Here is a 23,328-nt window from a genome sequence, read left to right on the forward strand (position 1 = left end):
GAACCGCCGCGTAGACCTCCACAGCGAACATCCCCGCCAACCCCAAAAGGGACCAGCCTATCCAGTGGACGGGTTTTACGCCGCCCGAACCAGCACAATCACCGGCGCTCCACTGGTTGGTTTTGTCACCGCCCTACACAAGTTTCCGCTGCGCGCCCAGAAGCGTCTCTTTGACGACGCCGACGAGTTTGGCATTCGCCATGGCGTCTCCGTCGCGATCGCCGGTGGCTTCAATCGGTTCGCCGCCTTCACCTTCGCAGTTGACGAGGTCAGCACAGCGCATGGGAAGATGGTCACGGAAGCAAACGATATCGTTCAACTGATCGGGCTGACGTTTCATGCGCACGCGGATGCGAAACTGGCGCTGGGCTCGTCACGCAATGAGGCTGTTCCACTGACCCAGCGCGAGCGGGAATGTCTCGCGTGGGCGTCTCGCGGCAAATCAATGGAAGCCACCGCGATGATCTTGGGCATCACGCCGCGGGCGGTGAAGTTTCATCTCGATAATGCGCGGGCGTGCCTCGGCGCTGATACGCTGCCGCAGGCCGTCGCGATTGCTCTTCGCGGAAGGACGATATCCTGACATGAGACGCGCTATGCCGCTGGATTGCGGATCTGGTGGCTATCAGCGACTGAGTCGGAAATATTTTTCGGAAAAGCTCACGTCTGCGGCATGGTGATCAACGGCTTTTCACAGCGGGTTAATGGAGCACAAAGGCGGATCAGCATGCTCCTAGTATGCTGATTTTGCTAGAGGAACTCAAAAGCCAGTTTGCGTTCGCGCCGCTGCGCAGGCTTGCGCATTAAGATTCTGTTAACCTCATTTTTGTTGTGCGAGCGAGAGAATCGGACATACTGGCGCCAAATCGGCAAAAGATGCCGAATTGGCGCTATTTGGTCTGGCATCCGAAATATGAACGCTCTCGCTCCGTTCGAGTTCGACGATAAAATTCTCCAACAGGGCGCAGAGATCTCGCGCAAGCTTAATCAACTTCGCCTGGAGAAATTTCCGCCCAACGCCCAGAAAACGCTGAGGCGGTTCCCCATGGCGGAGGTCGCCCACTATCTTGGCGTCAGTCCCAACAATCTCAAGCGCCTGCATCTCGAAGGTAAGGGGCCGGAGCCTTCGACCGGGGCCGGCGGGCGCCGCTTCTATACCGCTGAGCAAATGCTTGAGCTGCGGCAATATCTCGACAAGAACGGCCGGTCTGAGGTCAAAAAATACGTCCCTCACCGTAAGCCGGGTGAGAAATTGCAGGTCATCGCTGTCGTTAACTTCAAGGGCGGCTCAGGCAAGACCACTACGGCGGCGCATCTGGCGCAGCACCTCGCCCTGACTGGGCATAGGGTCCTAGCCGTCGACCTCGATCCGCAGGCTTCATTGTCGGCGTTGTATGGATTTCAGCCGGAACTCGACAAGAACCCGTCGCTTTATGACGCGATCCGCTACGACGATCAGCGCAAGTCTATTCGGGACGTTATCCTGCCGACGAATTTTCCGTCACTGGATGTTATTCCTGCAAATCTTGAGCTTCAGGAATACGAATACGACACGCCCTTGGCGATGCAGAATTCTGCGGAGGGCAAGCGCTTCTTCACGCGCTTCGGCAATGCGCTCAAGGAGGTCGATTCCTCCTATGATGTCGTCGTCGTCGATTGCCCGCCCCAGCTCGGCTACCTGACGCTGACGGCGCTAATCGCCGCGACATCTGTGCTCATCACAGTTCATCCGCAGATGCTGGATCTGATGTCCATGAGCCAATTCCTGCTGATGCTCGGGAATATCGCCAAGACCATCAAGGACGCCGGCGCCGAGGTTCGCATGGACTGGCTGCGCTATCTCATCACCCGCTTCGAGCCGACGGACGTGCCGCAGGTTGAGATGCTCGGCCTCATGCAGAGCATGCTCGCGGCGGAAATGCTGAAGGCCCAGATGGTGAAATCGACCGCGATCTCGGATGCCGGTTTGACGAAGCAGACGCTCTATGAGGTGGAGCGCGCGAACTTCACGCGTGAGACATATGACCGCGCGATCGAGTGCATGGATGCGGTCAATTTCGAAGTGCAAGGGCTCATTCATCAGGCATGGGGGCGGCTGTAATGTTGACCGCCGTAAAAACGGTTGAAAACGGCTTCTATTTCAACGGCATGCGCCCGATGAGGAGGCTGCGGAGTGGCTCGTAAAAATCCTTTCGCAAACTTGCTGGCCAAGGATACGCCTTCCGAGGAGCAGCCCGCACTCGACTATGCGGTCAAGGGTGCGTCGAAATCCTTCCTGAATTCTCTTAACGAGATCACGGCACGCGCCGACAGGCTCATGGAAGGCGAGCCCATAGTCGAACTCGATCCCGATAGCGTCGATCCCTCCTTCATCAAAGATCGTCTCGAGGAGAACGAGCAGGATTTTAACGAGATCCTGGAAGCTATCCGCGCGCGCGGACAGGACAGCCCGATTCTGGTGCGCCCTCACCCGGCCTCGAGCGAGCGCTATATGGTGGTCTTCGGCCACCGTCGCCTGAAAGTAGCCAAGCTGCTGGGCCGCAAGGTCCGGGCCGTCATCAAGGAGATGAAGGACCGGGAACATGTCGTTGCCCAGGGTCAGGAGAATTCGGCCCGCGCGAATCTCTCCTTCATCGAGAAGGCGTTGTATGCCTCCGAATTGGCGAAGCTGCGTTATGACGATGACAACGCCATCGTCATGACCGCTCTTGCCCTGGACCGGTCTACCCTTTCGAAGATGCTCGCCGTCGCGGGCCTTCCAGAAAAGGTGCTGCGGGCAATCGGACCAGCGAAGGGCATCGGCCGCGATCGCTGGTATGAGTTGAAGCTCCTGCTCGAACGCCCATCGCATTACGATGCGGCTATCGCCGTGATCGAAGGCGAAGGCTTTGCTGAACTGCCCACCGAAGAGCGTTTCGCTGCGGTCGAACGCCGCCTGAAGACGAAACAGAGCCGCAGCCGCAGCGAGCCTGACAGGCAAAGTTGGGCACCGCACGACGGTGCCGTCGCGGCGGAGATGCTGGCGGAGGGGCGAAAATTCACTTTGGCCATCAAGGCCAAAGGACCGGATGCCAAAGCGTTCGGCCGTTATTTGTCCGATAATCTGGATCGTCTGTACGATGATTTCAGGCGTCGGGCGAGTGCAACCACAAACGGAGATTAGCCCGCAAAAGAAAAAGGCCCCCGAAACGACGTTCCGGAAGCCCTTCTCTGTGTCCTAAGCAAACACAGAATCGCACTTCCACGAATCACCGTCAAGAGTCTCTAGTGAGATTCAGCGCCGTTTCGGCGAGCCAATTTCCTTTGCCCTAAACGAGGCAAGGATCATGGAACCACGACTCTCGACGACGCCTTTTGGGCGGCGGTCGCTGACGCTTGCCCATGTAGCAAGCCAGGCCAGCGCGAAAACGCGGCCGCCTGAAAAAGCGGTCCACAAATGGAATATCTTCCGAGCGATCTGCACGGCCAAGAACGCGCTCGGCGTACCTGAGCGCGCCTTGGCTGTCCTGGATGCGCTGCTGTCCTTCCACCCGGAAACCGTCCTCACGGGCGAGGGGTTGATCGTCTTCCCCTCGAACCACCAACTCGGGCTACGGGCGCACGGCATGCCGATGGCGACGCTCAGGCGCCATTTGGCGGCTCTGGTCGACGCTGGGTTGATCGTCAGACGCGACAGACCCAATTGGAAGCGCTACGCCCGCAAGGGCAGGGGAGGGGAGATCGAGTTCGCCTTCGGCTTCGACCTGGCCCCGCTCGTGGTGCGGGCGGAAGAATTCGAAGCGCTGGCGGACGAGGTCGAGGCGGAAGCACGGGCTTTGCGCCTGGTCAAAGAGCGTATCACGATCTGCCGGCGCGACATCGCCAAGATGATCGCGACGGGTCTCGAAGAGAGCGTCCCCACACAGCAAGCCGGGCGCGGCCCGGCCGACTGGGCTGAGATCCACGGCCTTTATCGAGGCATCATGGCGCGGATTCCGCGCAGTCCAACGCGCCTGGCACTGGAACCGATTGCTGAGGAACTCTCGCTGCTTGCCGACGAGATCCTCAACCTGCTGGAAACTCATATTAAAACTCAAAATATGAGCGGCAATGAGTCTCATATTGAGCGTCACATACAGAATTCAAATCCAGACTCCCCTATTGATCTTGAACCGCGCTTTCCAGAAAGCAGGGGAGGCGGTTTGGAGATCGTGCCGGAACCGAAGCGGGTGCCGGAGGGGATGTTCCCTCTTGGGATGGTTTTAGACGCCTGTCCCGACCTGATCGATTATTCCAGGGGCGGTATCGCGAACTGGCGAGACTTCCTGGCAACGGCCGCGGTGGTGCGACCGATGTTGGGCATCAGCCCGAGCGCCTGGAACGAGGCGACGGGCATCATGGGTGAGGTTCAGGCTTCGATCGTCGTGGCGGCTATCCTGCAGCGCGGTGAGGCGATTAGCAGCGCTGGCGGCTATCTGCGGGGACTGACGCGAAGGGCCGAGGCCGGCGAATTCTCGCTCGGGCCGATGCTGATGGCACTGATCGGCAGCCGCAAGCGCGACAAGAAGCGAGCGTGACGGCGTGGATCAGGCTGTTCGGCCTTGCGTGCTGGCGGGCCGGCCTCCCTTGGAGAAGGGTCGCGCTGAAGGGGCAGTCTCGGGAAAGGGTCTCGGTTCGGTTGGCGAGGAGGTCGATAGCGTCGTTTCAATCGTGCTTTGGGCGTTTTTGAGGAACAGGCTTGGGCGGAATTGCTGCTGCAGCATCGCGCGCTTGCGTCTCCTTCTGCAGGCGCAATTCTCTCAGCCGGGCCGTATTGGCGTCTCTGGTCTGGGCGATCGTATCGCTTTCGGACAGGATGCGATCGCGCACCATCGATTGCGTCTGCGTCCTCAGAAACGCGTTATCGGCATCGATACGCTGCTTCGATTTTTCATTCATTCGGGAGCCTTCGAGATATTGCAGTGATCGCGCGCCGCGGGTGAGGCGGCCAGCGCGACGAGGATAGACTGTTTCACAGCCTGCCGTCCCGCTGCTTTGGTGAGAATGACGCTGACCTGGGTGCGAGAGGTAGCCTGGGCGTCTCGCACGGAAACCTTCGGGGATGTCGCCGAAACCGCTTGCCCTGGAGAAAGCGTCGCAAGCTCGGCGCCGATATTGGCGATGTATCACCGGTCTGAATCAATGCGGGCTGATCGATTCAGGCTTTGCGTTGGACCGATCCTGTCACGGCGCGCGAGATGTCGTGCATGGATGTCGCGCGCGAGACCACCACGGTTAAACTGCAGATGCTGGTGCTGGAGCGCCGGGACGAGGGCTGCAACATGGCGCGCTTCTATGTGCTGGCGATCGAACCGACGTTGTTTGGCGACACGGCTTTGATCCGCGAATGGGGGCGCATCGGAGCCAATGGGCGGCGCCGCCTCGATCTTCACGCCGATCATGCTGCCGCCGTTGAATCGCTCGACGTTTGGCTGACTCGTAAGGTGGCGCGAGGCTACCGACTTCGCTGACTGCGGCCTATGCGGAATAGGACTGCGAGGGGTAGGGACCGTCGATTGCGATCCGGCATAATCGCGTGAATGCTTGCCCTCTGGCCAGTTTCAGATATTCGGAGCGCGCTTTCCCCCTGAATCAGCGAGATTTCCAATGACCAAGAACGAACTCATTGCAGCGGTCGCCGAAGGCACTGGCAAATCCAAAACAGATGTTGGCGCTGTCCTGGCGTCCCTTGCCGAGGTCGCATCGAAGACCCTGAAGGAGGGCGGCGACGTCACACTTGGCGGTATCGGCAAGCTGTCAGTCGCCAAGCGCGATGCGCGCCAGGCCCGCAATCCTTCGACAGGCGCGATGATCGACGTGCCCGCAAAGACCGTCGTCAAGTTCAAGGTTGCCAAGGATCTGGCCGACACCGTCGCCTGATCTAAATTCGATACAGTTGAGATGCAGGACCAGGCGCGATCATCGCTCCGATTTTGCCCTGCTATTGGGTCTTGCAAGCCGAATTTTGGGTAGACCTTGCTCGATATTATGGATATCCGAAGTTTAAGGAAATAGCCCAGAACACTCGGCGGACTCGGAGAGAAGAATGCCCGAAATCAAAAACAATCCCGAGCTTCTTGAGCTGACGACCTCGATTGTTTCTGCCTATGTCTCGAACAATAACGTTCAGCCGGCCGAACTCGTCGGCTTGATCGCGAGCACCTATTCGGCGCTTGCCGGGCTTGGCTCGCAGCCGGCGCCTGCTCCGGCTGCCGCCCTGAATCCAGCTGTCCCGATTCGAAAGTCGGTCACGCCAGATGCGATCATCTGCCTGGAAGACGGCAAGAAGTTCAAATCCCTGAAGCGGCACCTCAACACGTCCTATGGCCTGTCGCCTGAACAGTACCGCGTAAAGTGGGGCCTGCCTACGGACTACCCGATGGTCGCTCCGGCCTATGCCGAAGCGCGCTCCGCGCTCGCCAAGTCGATGGGGCTGGGCCGCAAGGCTGCGGTCGGCTCCGCGCCGAAGCCGGCACCTCGCGCGAAAACGGCGCGAGCCAAAGCATCGGCCTGATCCTCTCCGCAACGATCGGCGCAGGAGAGGGGCTCCAGCCCCAACGCTCATCTGTCAGCCGGTCGCCGCCGTTTGCGAAGGGGTGGCGCCTCAGATCGCCAGTCTTGCAGCCTTCCCGAGCGCCTGATCGGCGTCGTTATAGTACCGCGAAGCCTGCTGAACCGACCGGTGCTGCGACTGGCGCATCGCCGCGGGCAGTGCGACGCCGTTACGGGCTGCCTCGGTCAGATAGCCTGATCTCAGGCCGTGAGCCGAGAACTCTCCCGGATCTAGGCCCGCCATAGCGCATCGGCGCTTCAGGATGAGATTCACGGCCTGTGGCGTGAGTGGCCAATCGTCGATCGCCTCCCAGCGGTCGATTGCCCGAAACACCGCCCCTTTCTTGATGTCGGCCCGCTCGATCCACTCGCGCAGGGCCGCGACCGGTGCGCCGATCAGCAGCACGCGCGCATCTTCGTCCGATTGTGTCGTCTTCGTTCGGCCAAGCGCGATCGCCATGCAGGGCAGGCGAGGCGACTTTGGATCATCGGGATCAAGTGGGACATCGCCTTCCTCGCTCAGTTGCTCGAGCCGCAGCCGCGCCACCTCGCTGCGCCGGCGTCCGCCCGAGGCGAAGGCGACGAGCAGGATGGCGAGATCGCGGCTGTCGGCGAGACGGTCGCTCTGGCAGGTCGCGATCAGCCGGTCCAGGATGTCGCGCGTCACAGCGCGCTTACTCTTGCGCCGGCGCGGTTTTGCGCTAGCCCTGACCGCCAGGCGCACGCTGGTGCGGATCGCCGATGTGCCGAGCGGGCTCTCAAGGCCCTTCCAGCGATGCAGCGTCGCCCAGTGAGCCAGGCGCCGTTTGACGGTGGAGCTCGCATGGGGCCCGTCGCTGCGCAGATGGTCTTCGGCGCGCAGGGAAAACTCGACGTCGGCCGGCATGCCATGGGCGGCGTCCTCCGCGCGCCGCGCTGGATCCCAGAGGTGGTGGGCGACGAACTTCAACGCCAGCGCTTCCGGCGCGGGCCAGGGCAGGGGTGAGCCCGTCGCTGCGATCGACCAGGCCTCGAGATAGGCCAGATCCGAGGCGAGCGCGCGCAGCGAGTTCTCACCCATGCCCTCTTTCGCCAGGTGCCGAAGCGTCGCGATGTCGTCGTCGGTGAGGATGGTGGCGAGCTTGTCGCGGCGCTCCATCGGCAGAATGCCGGCAAGCGCGTCGAGCTGCAGGGCCCGCCGCGTTTCGGTCTCGGCCGAGAGCATGGATATCGATGTCACGGGCGCTCCTGGTGCAGATCGCGAGGGCCGATTTCGTCGACCGGAAGCCCGGCTGACGGCGCTGGCGACGTTCTGGAGCGCCAGAATCGCCGATTTCCGATCGCCTGTCCATCACTATCGATAAGAGGTAATTATCGATAGTGATGGACGGACGCTCACAGGTGTCGATGTGAAACAAATGAATATCTATTTCGCTTGGCTATGATAGAGTAAGTATGATGAAGTCAATCAGTTACGATCTCTCGCGCGCTGGGCGCCAGGCCCTGGTTTGCGACTGCGTTGCCGCCGCCGAGGCCGCGGCGATCGCGCTCGCCCGTTTTGACGAGCGTTTGGCCCGCGCCGAGCCTGTCCTGGCCGAGGGGGTTCGCCAGCGCGGCCACGCTTTTGAGGCCCAGGCCCTGATCGGGCTCACCGGCGGCCTGTGCCCGCTCGAGGATCTCGTCCTGCACGATGCCGGCATGGATGTGCGCAGCCCGACCCGCGACATCACGCGCGCTGCCGCCATGCTCGAGGAGCGCCGGCGCCTGGCCCGGCGCGAGCCGGCCGAGATCCTGGGCACCAGTGCCCTTCGGCTGCGGCTCGGCATGGAGGGACCGGCAGAGCCGGACCCGACGGAGAGGGGGGTGACGACCGCGATGGCCCCGAAACAGGTCGCCGCACCCTGGGACCGGATCGATCCTGAAGAGGACGATGACCAAGCCGATGAGGATGAGCTCGACCGGGAGGACGCGGACGATTCCGACGACCCGGCCTTCGCCGCAATCGACGCGCTCTTGGCGCGCGCGCGCAAAAAGCTCGACGCCTGGAACGATCTGTCCTCCGACGCGGGCCGCAAAAGCCTGACCCTGCGCGATCCCGGCTATGACACCGCCGGGCGGTTCGCGCTCTGGCAAAGCGTCCTGGAGGAGGGCAGGGGGCTGCCGGCGACCCTTGCTGCCGCACTGGCGCTCGATGCCTGGCTTTGGCTCGAGCCGTCCGAACGCGCCGGCGAGCTCGGCTTTGCGTTTGCGGCCACGGTGTTGCGGCAGCGGGGGTTGGCGGACGCGCATCTGCCGACGCTCGGGCTCGGGCTGAGGCGGGGAAAGTTTCGCTGGAGCCCGCATTTGGCCCTCAGCGTCCGGATCGCGGGGCTGCTCGGCGCGCTCACTGAGGCGGCCGCGTTCGGGCAGGCCGATCTCGATCGGCTGTCGCTGGCGCGGACCGTGATGCTGCGAAAATGTGAGGGCCGAAGGGGGAATTCGAAGCTGGCGGAGCTGGCTGACCTGTTCGTCGCGTCCCCGCTGGTCTCCGTGCAGCTCGCGGCGGCGCGCCTGCAGGTCTCGCCGCAGGCGGTCGAGGCCATGCTGAAGCAACTCGGCGGCAGCTTGCCGCGCGAACTCACGGGACGGAAACGCTATCGGGCCTGGGGCATCATGTAATCAATGACGGCCTTTCTCATGTCGGCAAGAAGCGCCCCACCCCGTCGGGCGCATCAGTTTGCCGCGCCGATCGCCTTCAGAACGCGCCGCGTTTCCACCACCAGTAGGAGCTCGTCGTCCTGGGTGACGGCCCGGGCATGCATCGTCGCGATCCGGATCGGATACAGCCGCTGGAACGACTCTCTCATGTCCTCCTGGCGCCGGAAGATGCCCTTGAACACCGCCTTCCAGTTGTCGGAGCGCTCGATGATCATCTGGTAGTCGGCGAAGTCGGCGTAGTGGATCAGCGGGGCCTCGGTCCGACCGGAGGCCTTCGCCTTGTCGCGCTTCGCCCGCCATTGCTCCAGCATGGTCGGCGGCAGTCGATGCCGCATCCAGTCATCGCCGAAAGCTTCCCGCATCACGCGGTCCAGGAAGAGTCGTACCTCGGCCTCGAAGAGCCGCAACCTGTCGAAGGCCTCCCTCGCCCGGTCATGGTCCTCGTCCTCATCGAGAGAGGCCGGCCCGTCCTGGCAGAGTCCGGCGATCCGCAGGCTCGCCTCGAACGCGGCGGGAGTGAAGTCCGTCAGATTCGGATCGAAGCCGCGCTCCACATAGAACGCCGACCGAGCACCGGGGTCGAGCCATCGATCCGCGGTCGGCAAGGCCACATCGCGCCAGTCCCCAAGGTCGCCGCGAAGCTTCGCGCCGAGACTGCCGCCGAAGGGAACCCGCTCGGCGAGACCGTGGCCAATGGCGAGGATCCCGGCGAAGCCGCGTGCGGAGGCCGCCTCGGCGCCGACGCGGAGCCACGGCTCATGCATCCGGGCCATCTCCGCTTCCAATGCAGTCGTCGCGAAGGCTCGCCGCGTCAGTTCGGCCGCTTCCGCGGCCCGGCGAGCCAAGCTTCCGATCTCGTCGATCTGCGGAAGGCGGAATGCGACCGTATGAGGGATCTCAGAGAGCTGCATTGCCGTCAAGCCGCCCCGGAGGATATCGGGCATTCCAAGACCGACAACGCCGAGGCGGCGCGCCTGTTCGAAAGGACCTTCCATCAATTTGCGCTGACGCTCCCACTGGTCGTTCAGCTTGGCCAGCGCACTGGACTGGTCCATGTCGGCGAACGATTTGCGCCACGCTTCCTCCCGCCGAAGCGTCGTCAGCATCTTGCTCTCGACGTCGATCTGGCGCCGGATCTCCGAGTAGGGGTCCGCGAGGCGCTGAATGTCGCGCAACGGCTGCAAGGCCTGACCGGCGACGTCCAAGTCTTTCATCCATCGGAGCGAATCGGTCATGGCGCCCTCGTCGGTTCGGCGTCATGCTCACCACGACACGGGCCGAAATGTGGCAGTTGTCGCACCTATCCCCCGGCGCTTCGCGCTCGCCGGGTTCTAAGAAGCCGCCGCCGGTTGGCATGTGCGTCGGCTGGTATAACCTCGCGGTTGACATGATCCGCAGGGCGCGCAAACCGAATGACGAAAACGCGGAACGACTTCAGCGCCCGGACGAAGCTCGACCTTGCTTTGCGCGCCAGTTACGTCTGCTCGTCTTGCAAGCTCTCCACGGTCGGGCCTAGCGACGAGGCGCCCGACGCCGTGACGATGATCGGCGTCGCGGCCCACATCTGTTCCGCCGCGCCCGGGCCGGGAGCGCGCCGCTACGACCCGACGATGACGCCCGAGGAACGGTCTCACATCGACAACGGGATATGGCTGTGTGCGTCTTGCGGCGTCCTGATCGACCGGGACGAGAAGCGCTTCACCGCGGACCACCTCAGGAGGATGAAGCGAGAGCACGAAGGCTCGCGGCGCATCGAGGGATCGGGTTCCGACGCCGAGGGCGACCTTATCTCCATCGGCCGGGACATCGTCGCCGTGGGCAGCATAGTCCACTCCGGCCCGGATGGGACGCGGGTCCGCCTGTCCCACTTCGTCAGCGGATCGGGACGCGATCTCTGGTCGTTGAACCGTGACTTCGGCACATGGCTGCCCGAGCGGCGCTACGTGCTCTTGAACGAGCTCGGTTTCGGAGGATTGCTCGCCGACCCGCCTATCGTCGAGCGCGTCGGGCAGGCCTACGAAGTGCAGTTCCGTCTCCAGGATCAGGTTCCGCGCCGAGACGCCGCCGCAAGTCTTTCGACCATGTCCCGCGAGGATGGGCGCCTTCTCCACGGGCTGGAGGCCTACATCCAACATTTCGAAACCGTCTTGGGTATGGCCCTGGGCACCTGGTTCGCCGATCTCGGCCAAGGCAGCGACCTATCCGACCTCTATTGGCGCTACAGGGGCTCGCCGTGGTTCGGACGCCTGGCGATGATGGAGATGATCCGGCTGTCCTGCATCCCGCGTTTCAAGGAAGGCCGGGACGGCCCGTCGACGCCCTTCTTGGCGGTGAATCGGATCGACCGCGTCGAGGTGCCGTCGTTCGACCTGACAAACCAGAAACTCGCGATCGAGGTGCGGTTCGACCTGGAAGGGCTTGGCCAGTGGGACCACGTCCTGTCGGTGTTCGTCTCGACGCCGGAGCAGCTCGCGCGTGGTAGGGAAAACGCGCGGTTCCACAACAAGAAGCTGAGGACGATCGAGGCCGAGAATCGGAAGGTGTAGTCACCGCGTTGCCGATCGCCACCGGCAAGGTAACCGCACGCCACCACGGGCTTCGATTGTAGGTCAAACGTTGCGCAACGTCTCCCTGCCATTGACCTCTCGGTCACGTTGACCTGGGAGGAAGACGATGTTGGGCAACTATTTCGGCGTTTAGGGCGAAGGACACGCCACGCCCTACGTGCGTAATGATAGCGAGCATGCGTGACGTCGCGCTAAATCCGCCGTCCCGGTCGTGGTTGGCAAGACCCGCAGGATTGCATCGACATCGATCTCGCCTCCTCCGGAACCGAGGGTCTCCCAGGCGCCAGTCACCGCGATTACGGCGAGGGTTTCGTCGTCGACCAGGTCGAAGGCCTCGAACAATTCTGAGAGCGCAGGAGGCGACGGAAGCCGATCTTTGAGGCCGGCGGCGAGGTTGGCGGCGCGAATCTGCATCTCGCGCAGGAGGGTTTGGCGGCCAGCCCGCTGGCCGGTAATCGCCCCGCCGATGATCGCTTTGACGGGCGTCACCTGCCCGGCCTGAAGCTGCACCATCGCCCGCCAGGCCCGGTCCTGATGGCGGCTCTGGAGCTGTGCCATGACGCCCTCGAATTCGGCGAGGTCCGCGCTCCGCAGATTGCTAGCCGGATCGAGACGGCTGACCACGACGGCCAGAGCATAGGCCGAAGACAGGCCGCGGTTTAGTCCGCGTCCAGGCCAAAAATGCGTCACGCCCGCGGCGTCGCCGATCAGCGCGCCGAAGACCCGATGCTGGGCGCCCGTCGGCGTGATCTCTGCGCTGAAGGCGGCGCGGCGGGTCATGGCGAGGGGGAAGGCGGTGATCGCGTCAAGCGTGTCCGCCGGCATGCCGAAGAGCTTCAGCCCCTCGAGCGCGCGCGGCCACAGGAAGGAGGCCGGATCGGTCGCCGGGACGAACTCCGATCCGCGCTTGGTGCAGACGAAGGGTCCGCGCGGGCGGTCCGCGCCCCAGGTCACCAGGCATGGGTTCGACTGGATGCAGGGCCGGAATTCATGCTCACCCGGCGCACGCCCACGAACCTCGGCTGCCTCCTCGTCGGTGAGACGCATGTAGAGAAGTCCTTGACCGTCGGGCAGGCCATTGAACAGGAAGCGCTGCTGCAAAATGGTCATGATGACGCTCGACGCGCTCGACATCCTCGAGCGCGCGCGTAAGCCCAGCACCGTGTCGACGACCTGGCGGCCGTGCAGGCTGTAAGGGGTCGCATCAGGCTGTCCGAACGCCGCCGAGAAATGGTCGCGCGTTCGGGAATTGGCGCCATCGGCGATGACGACGAGATCCCAATCGCGAAGGGAAAGCTCGGTCGCATTGATCTGCTCGGGAAGCAGACGGAGCCGTTGCGATTGAGCCAGCGACAGGAGACGATCCTCGAGATCGCGAATGCGAACGTTTCTCGGATAGCCCAGGCTCGCGGGCGACTCCCGGCCTGTGGGCCAAATCTCGCCATAGCCCCCGTCGGGAAACATCGCCGCGCGGACCGCGGCGGGGAGACGCGAGAAAACCAGGGACTGGATCGTCACCACCTGCTGGCGGCGATTGACGCCCTCGGCGGGGTTCCGCCAGCGTACGCCGCGACCTTCGGACGCCCACCGGCCGTCCGCGACCGTAACTGCCACGCGATCGCCAGCCAACTCATGAAGAGATGCGGCGAAGGCAAGCCCCACCGGGCCGCCGCCGATCACCAGAATTCGCCGCCTGGCGTGAGCTTCGAGCGTCGCAGCTTGGCCTGGCCCGCGCGCCAACATCTCGGCCACGGAATTGACGATGTTGCGGCGGAATCTGTCGAATGTCGTCACGACGGGGCTCCCGAATGCGATTCGTTAGCCGCGACCGTCGTTCAGCGTCGCTTCATGGTGGAGGGCACAACCTCCATTTACGGGAGTGAGCTGGAAATGGCGGTCTTACCACCCAAAATTTCCGATTTTGGTATGGCGATCGGCGCAAGGCCGATGCCAGATCCCGCGTGAACCCATGTTCTGGAGGCCACCGTGGCAAGACGTCTTCACACCGAAGTCATTGGGGTCGCGATCGGGCGCAAGCGCGGCTGGACACAGGCCGGAATGCTTGAGCTCGCGGCAAACACGAGCCTCGACGACCTCCGGCTGGACGAAAAGGCCATCGGCCGCGCGGTCGCCGGCAAGGGCAACCAGCAGAGCAAAACCCGCCTGCAAATGATCCCGATCTCGGCCGAGATCCTCGGCTTGCCGCGCGATGCGATCGTCCGCGAGGTGTTCTGGCGCGAGACCTACGAACGGCTGAGCGAGGAGCTCGCGAACGGCGGCGCGCCGATCACGCTCGAGGGCTTCGTCTTGCTGGTTCGTGAACTCCCCGAAGGCAGCGACGCCGGAAGCGGGTGGAATTACGCGATGGCCGCCTACGTCGAAGGGGATCTGCAGTGGGATGCGATACCTCGCGCGATGGCCTGCCTCGGCGGACGCACGCGGGAGGAGGTCCGCCAATCCTGCGCCTTGGCCTTCCGGCGCGCGGTGGATCGCTTTGAGCAATTCGCGCAGCGCGTCCGCTCTGGCGTCTATCAGATCGCCGAGGGTGCGGCGGCCTTGATCGCGGCTCGCGCGGACTCGATGCGTGCGGCGTCGGCAGAGCAGCTCTTCAATCTTGCGCTTCTCAACGAGGAACATCGGTGGGGCCTGGTCCGCGACGAGGCCGGCGAACCGTTGACGCTGCAATGGGCCGCAGCGCTGCTGCCATCGGAGACGGAGTTGGACCGGTTCACCGTCACGCTTCGTGAATTTCTTCCCGGGGCTGGTTGGGAGCGCAGGATCTCGAACAACCACGCGGTCCTCATGTTGGCCATCGCCAGCGCCGCCGCAGCAGGATTGACCGCTGAGGGGCCGTTGCAGGACCCCCGACCACTGAAGAGCGTGGTGGCCGGAGCCGTGGCTGAGCTTCTCCATCCCTGCGACGGCGAACGCGTGCCCGTTCGGGAGCTGCCGACCTACCGCTCCTTGCAGCGTCTCGGCATCGTCGAGGCGACAGCCGTGGTGGCTCCGAAGCCGGCGCGGCTCGTGCCCCCCGTCGCGGGGATCGCTGCGGTCGCCGTGCTGCTCGTGGGTCTGGCCGTCGCGGCGATCGAAAGGATCGCGGAGGCATCAAACGCGCGCCTCATCACAATGAGCCTCCAAACCGTCACGCAGCCCATCGATACGGATCGTGTGCTTCAGTTTGCCGGCCCCGGGGGCACTAGACCCACGGCCGTCGCCGCGATCGGGCCTGGTGGGAGTGTCGTGACCCGCCTTTAGGCTCTGCCGTTGGCGGGGCCGTCTGTCCTCGTTCCTAGGACTGCACGGTCTTGGTGATGACGAGTTAGGATGTTGTCCCGCCCAAACTCGCCGGCTTGGAGAGCGACGAACCGCGTCACGGTTCGACCGTGCAGGGATTTCGCCTAGCAATGGTGTCAGACCTCGGCGACAAGGGGAGTCACTTCGGCGCGCGGCATCCCTGACGGAAAACTCCGGTTTCGCCGCCGCGCCAGTTATGGCCCGGTTACCGGAACGGCGGAGAAGCGCGTGCCTGCCAGTTCTGCAACGATCACTGTCAAACGGCGCGCAATATTGCCCCCCGATCGGCGTCCAATCTTGGGTCTGACTCAATCTCGCTGCAGATAAGCGGTGATCTGGCGCTGTTTTCCAGAAGGAATCAGCGCAATGCAGCACGGAGTTCGCCCGTCCAGCCTCGTACCGCCTTGCTTTGCCGTCGTCCGGTCGGAGATCGACGGGGATCGTGCCGTCGTCACGGTTCGTGCAACAGCGTCTTCGGGCGCGTGTCCGTCTTGCGGGGTCCGCTCACAACGCGTCCAGAGCCAATACGCGCGTCGGGCCTCTGACCTCCCGATTTCAGGCCGGCGCGTCGAGCTCGAAGTTCTGGCTCGGCGCTTCTGGTGCGATGCCGTGCTGTGCGGCCGTCGCATCTTCGCCGAGCGATTTGGTGATGATGTGCTGGCTCCGATGTCGCGCCGGACAGGGCGACTGGAACTGATCGTTCATCATCTTGGCCTGGCGCTTGGCGGTCGTCCGGCGGCGGGCTTCGCCAGGCGGCTGATGGTCCCGGTCAGCAATGACACGCTGCTGCGCGTGGTCAGGCGCAAAGCGCAGGTGCCATCGGAGACGTTGACCGTGATCGGCATCGACGACTTCGCATGGCGGCGCAATCACCGGTACGGCACGATCGTCTGCGACCTCGAACGACGACGGACCGTGACGCTCCTGCCCGACAGGGAGCCTGCGACATCCGAGGCGTGGCTGCGCCGCCATTCGTCGATAACCGTCGTCGCTCGCGACCGCGGCGGCGGATATGGCGAAGCAGCGGCAAAAGCGTTGCCCTCCGCAGAGCAGGTCGCCGATCGCTGGCATCTGATGGAGAATGCCAGCCGTGCCTTTCTGGAAGCGGTTCGCAAATCCATGCGTCAGATCCGCTCCGTTATCGGCGCCACGGTCATCAATCCCGCTCTCCTGACGTCCGCGGAGCGCCTGCAATATGAAGGGTACCAGCGCCGGGAAGAGACCAATGCTGCTGTCATGGCTATGTTTAGCGATGGCGTGCCGATCAAGCAGATCGTCAAGCGCACCTGCCTGGCGCGGGATACGGTGCGCCGCATCGTCCGCGGTCAGCGTTCCGAAGTCTTCCGGACACGGCAGAGTTCCCTGGAGGAACAGCTGCCTTGGCTCGACGCACAGTGGGATGCCGGAAAGCGCAATTCCTCAGCGCTTTGGCGCTCGATGCGGGTGCGCGGCTTCCGCGGCAGTGCGAGAGTTGTGTCCGAGTGGGCGACGCGGCGGCGGCGTGCCGAAAAGGCCGATGCCGGCACCCTTGCCCGCATCCCCTCCGCCCGGACCATCGCTCGCTTCATGACGAATGGGCGCGACAAGCTCTCAAAGGCAGAGACTGTTCTCATCGCAGCCATAGAAACCGGCCTGCCGCAGCTCGTGAAGGCCCGCGAAATCATCTTGGACTTCCATCAGATGATCCGTACCAGGACTGTCGCTGGCATGCCGTTATGGATGGAGCGCGCCGCCGACAGCCTCGTGGCGTCGTTCTGCAGCGGCGTCAGAAAGGACGAAGCGGCCGTTCGCGCCGCCGTCACATCGCCTTGGTCGAACGGGCAGACCGAAGGCCAAATCACGAAGCTCAAGCTCGTCAAACGTCAGATGTACGGCCGTGGAAAGATCGACCTGCTTCAGGCTCGCCTCATCGGTGCAATGTGACCGAAGCTGCAGCGAGATTGCGTCAGACCCAAACTTGCACGCCGAAACACATTCCGACCAGGGCTACTTCCAGGTCAATAAGGAGACGCCCTTTAAGAGCGGCTACCTCCGGCGCGTGGGGGGATCGACGTGGCATATGCTCGGCAACATGCCCCGACACCTGCCGGCCGACTTTCGACTGAAATCGCTGTACGGTGTCGGGGTGGATTGGCCGATCGATTACAATGAACTCGAGCGTTGGTATTGCGACGCCGAAACCGAGCTCGGCGTCGCGGGCGACCATAATGAACTCAACGGTTTGCACGGCGCACATCGTAGTCGCCCCTTTCCGATGAGCAAAATCTGGCCAGCCTATGGCGATCTCGTCGTTGCAAAGGCTGTCCGAGGGCTCGACTTCCTCGACACCGCGGTCACTCTTTCCACGACGCCGCAGGCGCGTAACTCAAGACCTTATGACGGCCGTCCGGCTTGCGCCGGAAACTCCTCGTGCGTGCCGCTCTGCCCAATCGGGGCGAAGTATGATGCGACAGTTCATGTCGCGAAGGCTGTGCGTTGCGGCGCGGAGTTGCGTGCTCAGGCTGTCGTTACAAAGATCGAGCTTGACCGCGCCACCGGCCGCATCAGCGGTTTGCGGTACACACAATGGGACGATCAAGGTAAGAGACAGCTGCGCCAGCTCAAAGCGAATCTGTATGTGATCGCAGCTCATGCGATCGAGACGCCTCGCCTTCTCCTCGCATCGGCCGATGGGGACACGGCACCGGCCGGTGTCGCAAATCGCAGCGATCAGGTTGGGCGCAACCTGATGGACCACCTACAAGGTCAGATGGCCGCTATAGTCCCGGAGCGTCTATTCCCCTTTCGAGGTCCACCGACCACGGTCGGGGTCGATACGTTTCGCGACGGCGCATTTCGATCGTCATATGCAGCGTTTCGCTTGTCGATTGGCAATGACGGAATGGGCAGGGTGGAAACGCCTTACAAGTCCCTCGAGCAGAAGCTAGCCCAAGGGCTCATAGGTTCGCATCTGCGCACCGCGCTCGGAGATCGTCTGACGCGCCAATTTCGAGTGAGCTACTCCACCGAAATGCTTCCAAGTCAGGAAAACCGGGTCGAGTTGAAGCATGACGAACTTGACGCTTTCGGCATTCCGCGAAGCAAGCTGACAACAAGGCTGGACGCCTACAATCTTCTTGCTTTCGAGCAGGCGTCCAAACTTATCAACGACATCTTCGATCGCCTGAACGTTCCAAACAACAACACCGATCGCATTCCCCAGCCGGCGGGGACGTATTCTGGCGCCGGACATATCATCGGCACAACGCGAATGGGAACTGATCCAAGATCCTCGGTTGTGGATCGGGATTGTCGCGTACACGATCACGACAACATGTTCGTTGTGGGGGCTTCGGTATTCCCGACCGGTGGCACCGCCAATCCGACGCTCACGGTAGCGGCACTCGCGCTGAGGGCCGCCGAGAAGATCTCCATATATTTGCGAAAAGGCCCTTGATTTGACGCAGCCCAGTCGCTCACGCCTGCTTAGTTTGCTCACCGAAGCCTGCGAGTTGGAGCACGGCCTAGCGTGTTCGTATTTGTTTTCGGCCTTTTCTATCAAACAGGACGTGAACGAGGGGGGATTAACTTGGAAGCAGCTTCAGTCCGCCAGATTGTGGGCGTCTGAAATTTACATGGTCGCGGCGGAAGAAATGCTCCATCTCGCGCAAGCGTGGAACCTTCTCGCTGCAGTCGGCGGTGAGCCCTATTACCTTCGTCCAAACTTTCCCCAGAAGCGCACTTACTACGGCTTTGATCTCCCGCTGGCGCTTGAGCCCTTCGGCGCATCCGCTCTCCGCAGGTTCATCGCGTACGAAACGCCTGCCGACCAATTGGAACCTTTCCCGACCAGTCAAAGCAACGACGATGCGCCGGCGCGGTACAAATCAGTCGGCGAACTTTATGGGCTAATCCGCGACCAGATCATTGCCTTGCCCGAGAACGAGCTGTTTTTCCCAGGCGTCGGACAGATGGGGCCGGAGATCACTCATTTTCCGGACCTCATCCCTATCAGTGGCAGACAGTCAGCGATCGCCGCGATCGACCTGATCACAGAACAGGGCGAAGGCACCGACATCGACCGCGGGGACTCGCATTTCGCGGTATTCCAGCGAACACTGAACGCGTACCTGGACGAGAGAACGATCGACCCGCAATTTGAGCCCGCGCGCCCCGTGCTCAAGAACCCGGTGCCGAGGATCCGCGGCGACTGGAACATCGAGGGGCGAGTGAACCTCATCACCGACCCATTGGCGAGCCGACTTGGCGATTTGTTCGACGATGTCTATTCACTCATAATGAGGCTGCTGCAGCACGCTTTCGCTGAAGGCCCGGCAGGTCCAGTCGCTGCATCGTTCTGCGACGCAGCCATCAACGCGATGACGACGGTGATCAAACCCTTAGGGGAGGGCTTGGCGCTCTTGCCGTCCGGCCGATCCGATGGCTCCCGCGCTGGCGCGTCGTTTGGATTGACCCGTCATGTCACTCTTCCGACTCCTGCCCGCATTGCCCGGACCGTCGCGGCTGAACGCTCACGCGAGCTTGCTAACGAAGCGGCGCTTCTCGCAGAGATTCCGAATGTACCGGCTCAGATCAGAATTGCCTCGAACAACTTGAAGCAGATTGCCGAGAAGCTGTAGCTGTCATCGAACTTGGCATCACTCTGTCATGGGTAGGGCGTCCGGAAGCTGGCTGGAAGTGGCCGCGTTTGCTCATCGACAATCGTCACCGGCCGGGCTTCGAAAACTACATCGCCCGGCTTGTAACGAAATGCGCCGTCCGGTCCGACAAGCGAACCCATCGACAGTTTCCTCGCGATCGACCAATCGCCGTTGGCAGCTATGAAATCGGCTAGCATGACGACCTCCTCGTCATTGCTGCGCATGTAGTCGAGGAGCGTCGCTGGCTCGCCCAAGGCTTCTCTACGTCCTACCCAATCGACGCAACGGCGATAAAGCTTGGGATCAAAGCATTTAGAACGGAAGGAATCCGTGCCACGAATTGAATTCGCTCCGTTGTCGTCCTGATCCGTATCTCGCATCGATCTCGATGTGTGAAGCCCCGGCTCGAAATCGCGCAACTCGTTCGAAACATTGCTGCGAAGCTGCGACCGCCTTCCGCCGTCGGAGCCATGCGTCGCGTAGAGATCCAGCAGGCGCTGCATTTCGTTCACTGTCATACTGCCGTAGAACGAGCAGAATGCGAAGCCCTCCAACAGAGCGAGATCGTTTAAGACAACATCGTGCCCATTCTGTGAAAGTGTTACATATCCCACGATGCGACCATAGACGTCGGCGGCTCCATTGATGCCATCGGCAAAAATCTTAAGCTTCGCAGGAACGAACACCGCAGAACTGCTCTTATTGAAGGCTCCAACGCCAAGCTTCGATCGCAAACTATTGGCGAAGAAGTCAGTCGAGAGCTTACCGTATGGCTGTCGGTAGGAGATCTGTCGCGCGACGTGCTTTGCAATCCATGTGCCGTAGTCTCCGTCGAACATGCCTTCGCGGTAGTTGGGTGAGTAATGGGTTTCAGGAGCATCGATCCCCTGAAGTCGCACTGAAAATGATGCGCCACCGGCCTTTCGAAGGATCGGTTTGAACCGCACTTCGCCCGGCTTGTTGTCGTCTGGCTGGAAGGTGCCGCCTCGCTCGAGAAAGGTGCTGATATTCACCGGCGCACTATCCGAGAAGAAAGTAGCGGAGGTCATGTCGGGGATGAATTTAAGTGTATCGACGTCGGATGCGCCGTGCGGCCAATACTGAAAGACATCAACCTGACCGCTCATTTCAACGTAACCCAAAGTCGCGCCCTCCGATTGATTGATCGAACATGGCTCTCAAATAGGTGTTTTGCAACTCGGGTTGCCGAGTGTTCAGCGCCAGACGGTGGCGTCATTACCAGCCAGCGCCGCAAGTGATCCGGTGCCTGGCCATCATGTTTTGCCTTCTGCCGCCGACGCGCCTCGCATTGGGTCAGTTGCCCGAGGAGCGCGTGCCCGATGCCAGCGGCCTGTTCAACCTGATGCGCAACTTGGGCGGCGCGATCGGTCTCGCCCTGATCGACACCGTCATCTACAGCCGCTCGCCCGTGCACGGCACGACGATCGCGGCACGGCTGCAGGCTGGCGACGTCGAGACGGCGAGGTTTATCGGCGTGCCGCCGGAACTGATGGCAGCGCGGCCGCCAGGTACGCTCGACGCGCAGGCGCAAGCGCTGCTTCAGCCGCTGGTGGAGAAGGCGGCCCTGGTGCAGTCGATCAACGAAGCCTGGGCACTGGTCGCCGTCCTGACGATTGCCGCCCTGGCCTTCGTGCCCATTGCCAGGAAAGTAGCGGTTGGCGATCTGGTTCGCGCTTGAACGCCTTGGCATGCTGCTGCGACACTGGCTCGACCTTGGCTTCATACGGCGCGAACTCGCAACCGCCCACAACGGTCCAACCGTCGCCAACCGTTGGGCCGCGCGGCCGCGCAGCTTGCAGCGCGGCGTTCTAACTCAGTGTGGACACCATCTTCGGGATTTGCATCAGTCAGTATGGCTCGACCAAGGGCGCGAACACCTCGACCGGAGAGCTGACAGCGCCGTAAGGTGTCAGATGGCAATGGCTGGGGATTGGTGCTTGCTATGAGTACTGCCGAATTTGGAAAGCTCTCAGACCTAGCCAAATTCGCGCTCGACGATGTTCGTCAGCGCCAGAAAGCGATACTCGATCTAGTTTATGCGATCGATCGACAGGCGATGACGCTTCTCGGCTTCTCGGTCACGTTATCAGTAGCCACCGGATCAGGCGCCTTCATCATTGGTGGCAAGGTATTTATTGAAGGTGATCATCGTCCGTTCATGGTGTCGGCCTTCTTCGCCCTTATGACGCTGGCGGTGGGCTTCATCGCGGTCGCTTGCTGGTGTCTGGCAGTGATGAAGAGCCGGAACCTTGATTTTGCCGGGCGAAACTCGACTTTCTGGCTGCAGGTATTTCGCGAAGGTTGGGACGAGGCATGGCTGATTCAGGAGTACTTGAACCAGGTCGCTACAACCGACAAGATCACTAAAGGCGGCGCGGACGAGATGGCCAAAGATCTCAGAGACGCGCGCGGCCTGGCCGTAGCTACCTTCCTCACCGCAGTTGGAGTGGCTGCACTCGCACCGTTTATCCAAGCGCTAGCCTTCTGAAATCTCAATCGTTGGCTCGGGCGGGATGTATTCGGATTTTGTGCCGAGGTCTGCGAGCGGCGCGGGCGTAAACGGACGCGGCGGCGCTGACGGTTCGGGCGCTGGGCTGGCTGGCTGAGGAGTTGGTGCTGGCGCCTGGTCTTGGTCGCTCATCGAGAGAACTCCGTTCGGAACGTGAAGCTCCACATTGCCATCGGATTGAATCCACGTCCAATCCCTGCCCTCAAATATCTAGCCAGCGAACTACCAGCGCTTCACCGCGATGACTTTGACGTCGACGTGGTTGTCGCTTTGCAGTTAAATGTAAGAATGGCCGCTTCCGAACTGGGTTGAGCATTTAATCATGAGAATGGGCGGGTGCTCATTCTCAAATAAGCTGCTTCTGTGAATGAGCACGCACGCTGACCCATTGAGCGATGGCTTCTGCTGCGAAGGCATCGAACAGTTCGCGTCGGACGCCGATGGCGTGCCTGCGAAGCAGGTCGAGCATTTCCGGTCCGCTCTCCAGAACGACCGCCACGCCGGCGAGGAGGAACGGGCGCAGATGGAGCGGCAGGATGGGCTTGCCGGAGTTGGCGATGTTGCTCGGCTCCTCCATGGCAATCCGGTCGAACTCTGGGATGACGAGCCCCAGTAGACGCGCCCGCCGATAGTCTCCCTTGTCTGGTCCCCAGCGAACGAAGCGGGGCACCAGAAGCAACCTGGCAACGACTGCTGGAGAGATCCAGTGCCGCGACCCGTCGTGCGCTTCGCGGTGCAGGAGTCGCTCACCTCTCGAGGCGGCGCCCCACATAAGGTTCGGCGACAACTGTGACTCCAATCCGTCAGGGTCGTGGAGCAGCCCGTCGCAGGTTGGGCATGTGATGCGCCATCCTTGCAGCTGAGAGCGCAGAACTGGACCGTCTTGCGCATGCTGGGTGGAACAGGTTGCGGATTCCGATTCATTCCGGCCGGGTATTCCGATTTGAAGCCGGCCACCGTTCCGATCTGATGTCGGCCACCATTCCGATTTGAAGCCGGCCGGGGTTCCGATCAATCTCCGGCCGGTTTTCGGAGAGTTTGGCGTTTT

20 protein-coding genes and 1 pseudogene are annotated in these 23,328 nt (G+C 62.2%); 15 read left to right on the forward strand and 6 right to left on the reverse strand.

The genetic code is table 11. The annotated features are described in order from the left end of the window. The 4 genes from Q8S38_RS17835 to repC form a co-directional block, all read left to right on the forward strand. Positions 1-583: helix-turn-helix transcriptional regulator (locus Q8S38_RS17835; protein ID WP_305681719.1), on the forward strand; the 583-nt coding region annotated here is incomplete at its 5' end. A gap of 330 nt (positions 584-913) precedes the next feature. Then, positions 914-2,101 carry a plasmid partitioning protein RepA gene (gene repA, locus Q8S38_RS17840; RefSeq protein WP_291820941.1) on the forward strand — a complete coding sequence of 396 codons (1,188 nt, stop codon included), beginning with the start codon at positions 914-916 and terminating at the stop codon, positions 2,099-2,101. Positions 2,102-2,173: 72 nt separating this feature from the next. Then, positions 2,174-3,163, forward strand: coding sequence for a plasmid partitioning protein RepB (gene repB / locus Q8S38_RS17845; protein WP_291820938.1), 990 nt, complete (start codon positions 2,174-2,176; stop codon positions 3,161-3,163). Between the two features lie 163 nt (positions 3,164-3,326). Then, a complete protein-coding gene (gene repC, locus Q8S38_RS17850; RefSeq protein ID WP_305681720.1) occupies positions 3,327-4,556 on the forward strand; it encodes a plasmid replication protein RepC in 1,230 nt (409 codons plus the stop codon). 127 nt (positions 4,557-4,683) lie between these two features. On the opposite strand, the gene Q8S38_RS17855 is transcribed toward repC, so the two are convergent. Beyond that, on the reverse strand, positions 4,684-4,917 hold the full coding sequence (locus tag Q8S38_RS17855) for a hypothetical protein (protein WP_291820932.1): 234 nt from the start codon (positions 4,915-4,917) through the stop codon (positions 4,684-4,686). Positions 4,918-5,225: 308 nt separating this feature from the next. Between Q8S38_RS17855 and Q8S38_RS17860 the strand changes: the two genes are divergently transcribed. The 3 genes from Q8S38_RS17860 to Q8S38_RS17870 all read left to right on the forward strand — a co-directional run bounded on the left by Q8S38_RS17860 (position 5,226) and on the right by Q8S38_RS17870 (position 6,532). Then, complete coding sequence (locus Q8S38_RS17860; RefSeq protein ID WP_291820929.1) at positions 5,226-5,489, forward strand: WGR domain-containing protein; 264 nt, start codon at positions 5,226-5,228, stop codon at positions 5,487-5,489. A 136-nt stretch (positions 5,490-5,625) separates the two neighbouring features. Then, a complete protein-coding gene (locus Q8S38_RS17865; protein WP_291820926.1) occupies positions 5,626-5,898 on the forward strand; it encodes an HU family DNA-binding protein in 273 nt (90 codons plus the stop codon). Positions 5,899-6,064: 166 nt separating this feature from the next. Continuing rightward, positions 6,065-6,532 (forward strand): Ros/MucR family transcriptional regulator, encoded by a 468-nt coding sequence (locus tag Q8S38_RS17870; RefSeq protein WP_305681721.1) that lies wholly within the window; start codon positions 6,065-6,067, stop codon positions 6,530-6,532. 90 nt (positions 6,533-6,622) lie between these two features. Here the strand turns inward: Q8S38_RS17870 and Q8S38_RS17875 are convergent, their stop codons facing one another. Continuing rightward, the gene (locus Q8S38_RS17875) at positions 6,623-7,774 is read right to left on the reverse strand and encodes a tyrosine-type recombinase/integrase (RefSeq protein WP_305681731.1); all 1,152 of its coding nucleotides are present in this window, start codon (positions 7,772-7,774) and stop codon (positions 6,623-6,625) included. A gap of 233 nt (positions 7,775-8,007) precedes the next feature. Here Q8S38_RS17875 and Q8S38_RS17880 point away from each other — a divergent pair, with 233 nt between their 5' ends. After that, a complete protein-coding gene (locus tag Q8S38_RS17880) occupies positions 8,008-9,207 on the forward strand; it encodes an RHE_PE00001 family protein (protein ID WP_305681722.1) in 1,200 nt (399 codons plus the stop codon). Positions 9,208-9,260: 53 nt separating this feature from the next. Here the strand turns inward: Q8S38_RS17880 and Q8S38_RS17885 are convergent, their stop codons facing one another. Next, positions 9,261-10,481 (reverse strand): Swt1 family HEPN domain-containing protein, encoded by a 1,221-nt coding sequence (locus tag Q8S38_RS17885; RefSeq protein WP_305681723.1) that lies wholly within the window; start codon positions 10,479-10,481, stop codon positions 9,261-9,263. A gap of 177 nt (positions 10,482-10,658) precedes the next feature. On the opposite strand from Q8S38_RS17885, the gene Q8S38_RS17890 reads away from it, so the two are divergent. Further along, complete coding sequence (locus Q8S38_RS17890) at positions 10,659-11,792, forward strand: hypothetical protein (RefSeq protein WP_305681724.1); 1,134 nt, start codon at positions 10,659-10,661, stop codon at positions 11,790-11,792. A gap of 174 nt (positions 11,793-11,966) precedes the next feature. On the opposite strand, the gene Q8S38_RS17895 is transcribed toward Q8S38_RS17890, so the two are convergent. Beyond that, entirely contained in the window at positions 11,967-13,607 is a 1,641-nt protein-coding gene (locus tag Q8S38_RS17895) for a Rossmann-fold NAD(P)-binding domain-containing protein (protein ID WP_305681725.1), read from the reverse strand. Positions 13,608-13,799: 192 nt separating this feature from the next. Here Q8S38_RS17895 and Q8S38_RS17900 point away from each other — a divergent pair, with 192 nt between their 5' ends. From Q8S38_RS17900 to Q8S38_RS17915, 4 genes are all read left to right on the forward strand, one after another. Beyond that, positions 13,800-15,071, forward strand: coding sequence for a hypothetical protein (locus Q8S38_RS17900; protein WP_305681726.1), 1,272 nt, complete (start codon positions 13,800-13,802; stop codon positions 15,069-15,071). Positions 15,072-15,476: 405 nt separating this feature from the next. Beyond that, complete coding sequence (locus tag Q8S38_RS17905) at positions 15,477-17,033, forward strand: ISL3 family transposase (protein ID WP_066723697.1); 1,557 nt, start codon at positions 15,477-15,479, stop codon at positions 17,031-17,033. Between the two features lie 136 nt (positions 17,034-17,169). Next, entirely contained in the window at positions 17,170-18,546 is a 1,377-nt protein-coding gene (locus Q8S38_RS17910) for a GMC family oxidoreductase (protein WP_305681727.1), read from the forward strand. Positions 18,547-18,580: 34 nt separating this feature from the next. Continuing rightward, positions 18,581-19,729 carry a ferritin-like domain-containing protein gene (locus Q8S38_RS17915; protein WP_305681732.1) on the forward strand — a complete coding sequence of 383 codons (1,149 nt, stop codon included), beginning with the start codon at positions 18,581-18,583 and terminating at the stop codon, positions 19,727-19,729. 26 nt (positions 19,730-19,755) lie between these two features. Here the strand turns inward: Q8S38_RS17915 and Q8S38_RS17920 are convergent, their stop codons facing one another. Then, positions 19,756-20,892, reverse strand: coding sequence for a thermonuclease family protein (locus Q8S38_RS17920; RefSeq protein WP_305681728.1), 1,137 nt, complete (start codon positions 20,890-20,892; stop codon positions 19,756-19,758). Between the two features lie 107 nt (positions 20,893-20,999). Between Q8S38_RS17920 and Q8S38_RS17925 the strand changes: the two are divergent. Continuing rightward, positions 21,000-21,449: pseudogene (locus Q8S38_RS17925) on the forward strand (MFS transporter); the annotation flags it as partial. Positions 21,450-21,713: 264 nt separating this feature from the next. Next, a complete protein-coding gene (locus Q8S38_RS17930) occupies positions 21,714-22,259 on the forward strand; it encodes a hypothetical protein (protein ID WP_305681729.1) in 546 nt (181 codons plus the stop codon). Positions 22,260-22,626: 367 nt separating this feature from the next. On the opposite strand, the gene Q8S38_RS17935 is transcribed toward Q8S38_RS17930, so the two are convergent. Then, complete coding sequence (locus tag Q8S38_RS17935; protein ID WP_305681730.1) at positions 22,627-22,950, reverse strand: hypothetical protein; 324 nt, start codon at positions 22,948-22,950, stop codon at positions 22,627-22,629. Between the last annotated feature and the right edge of the window lie 378 nt (positions 22,951-23,328).

Source organism: Allobosea sp. (assembly GCF_030695125.1).
In the GTDB taxonomy this organism is placed as follows: Bacteria; Pseudomonadota; Alphaproteobacteria; order Rhizobiales; family Beijerinckiaceae; genus Allobosea.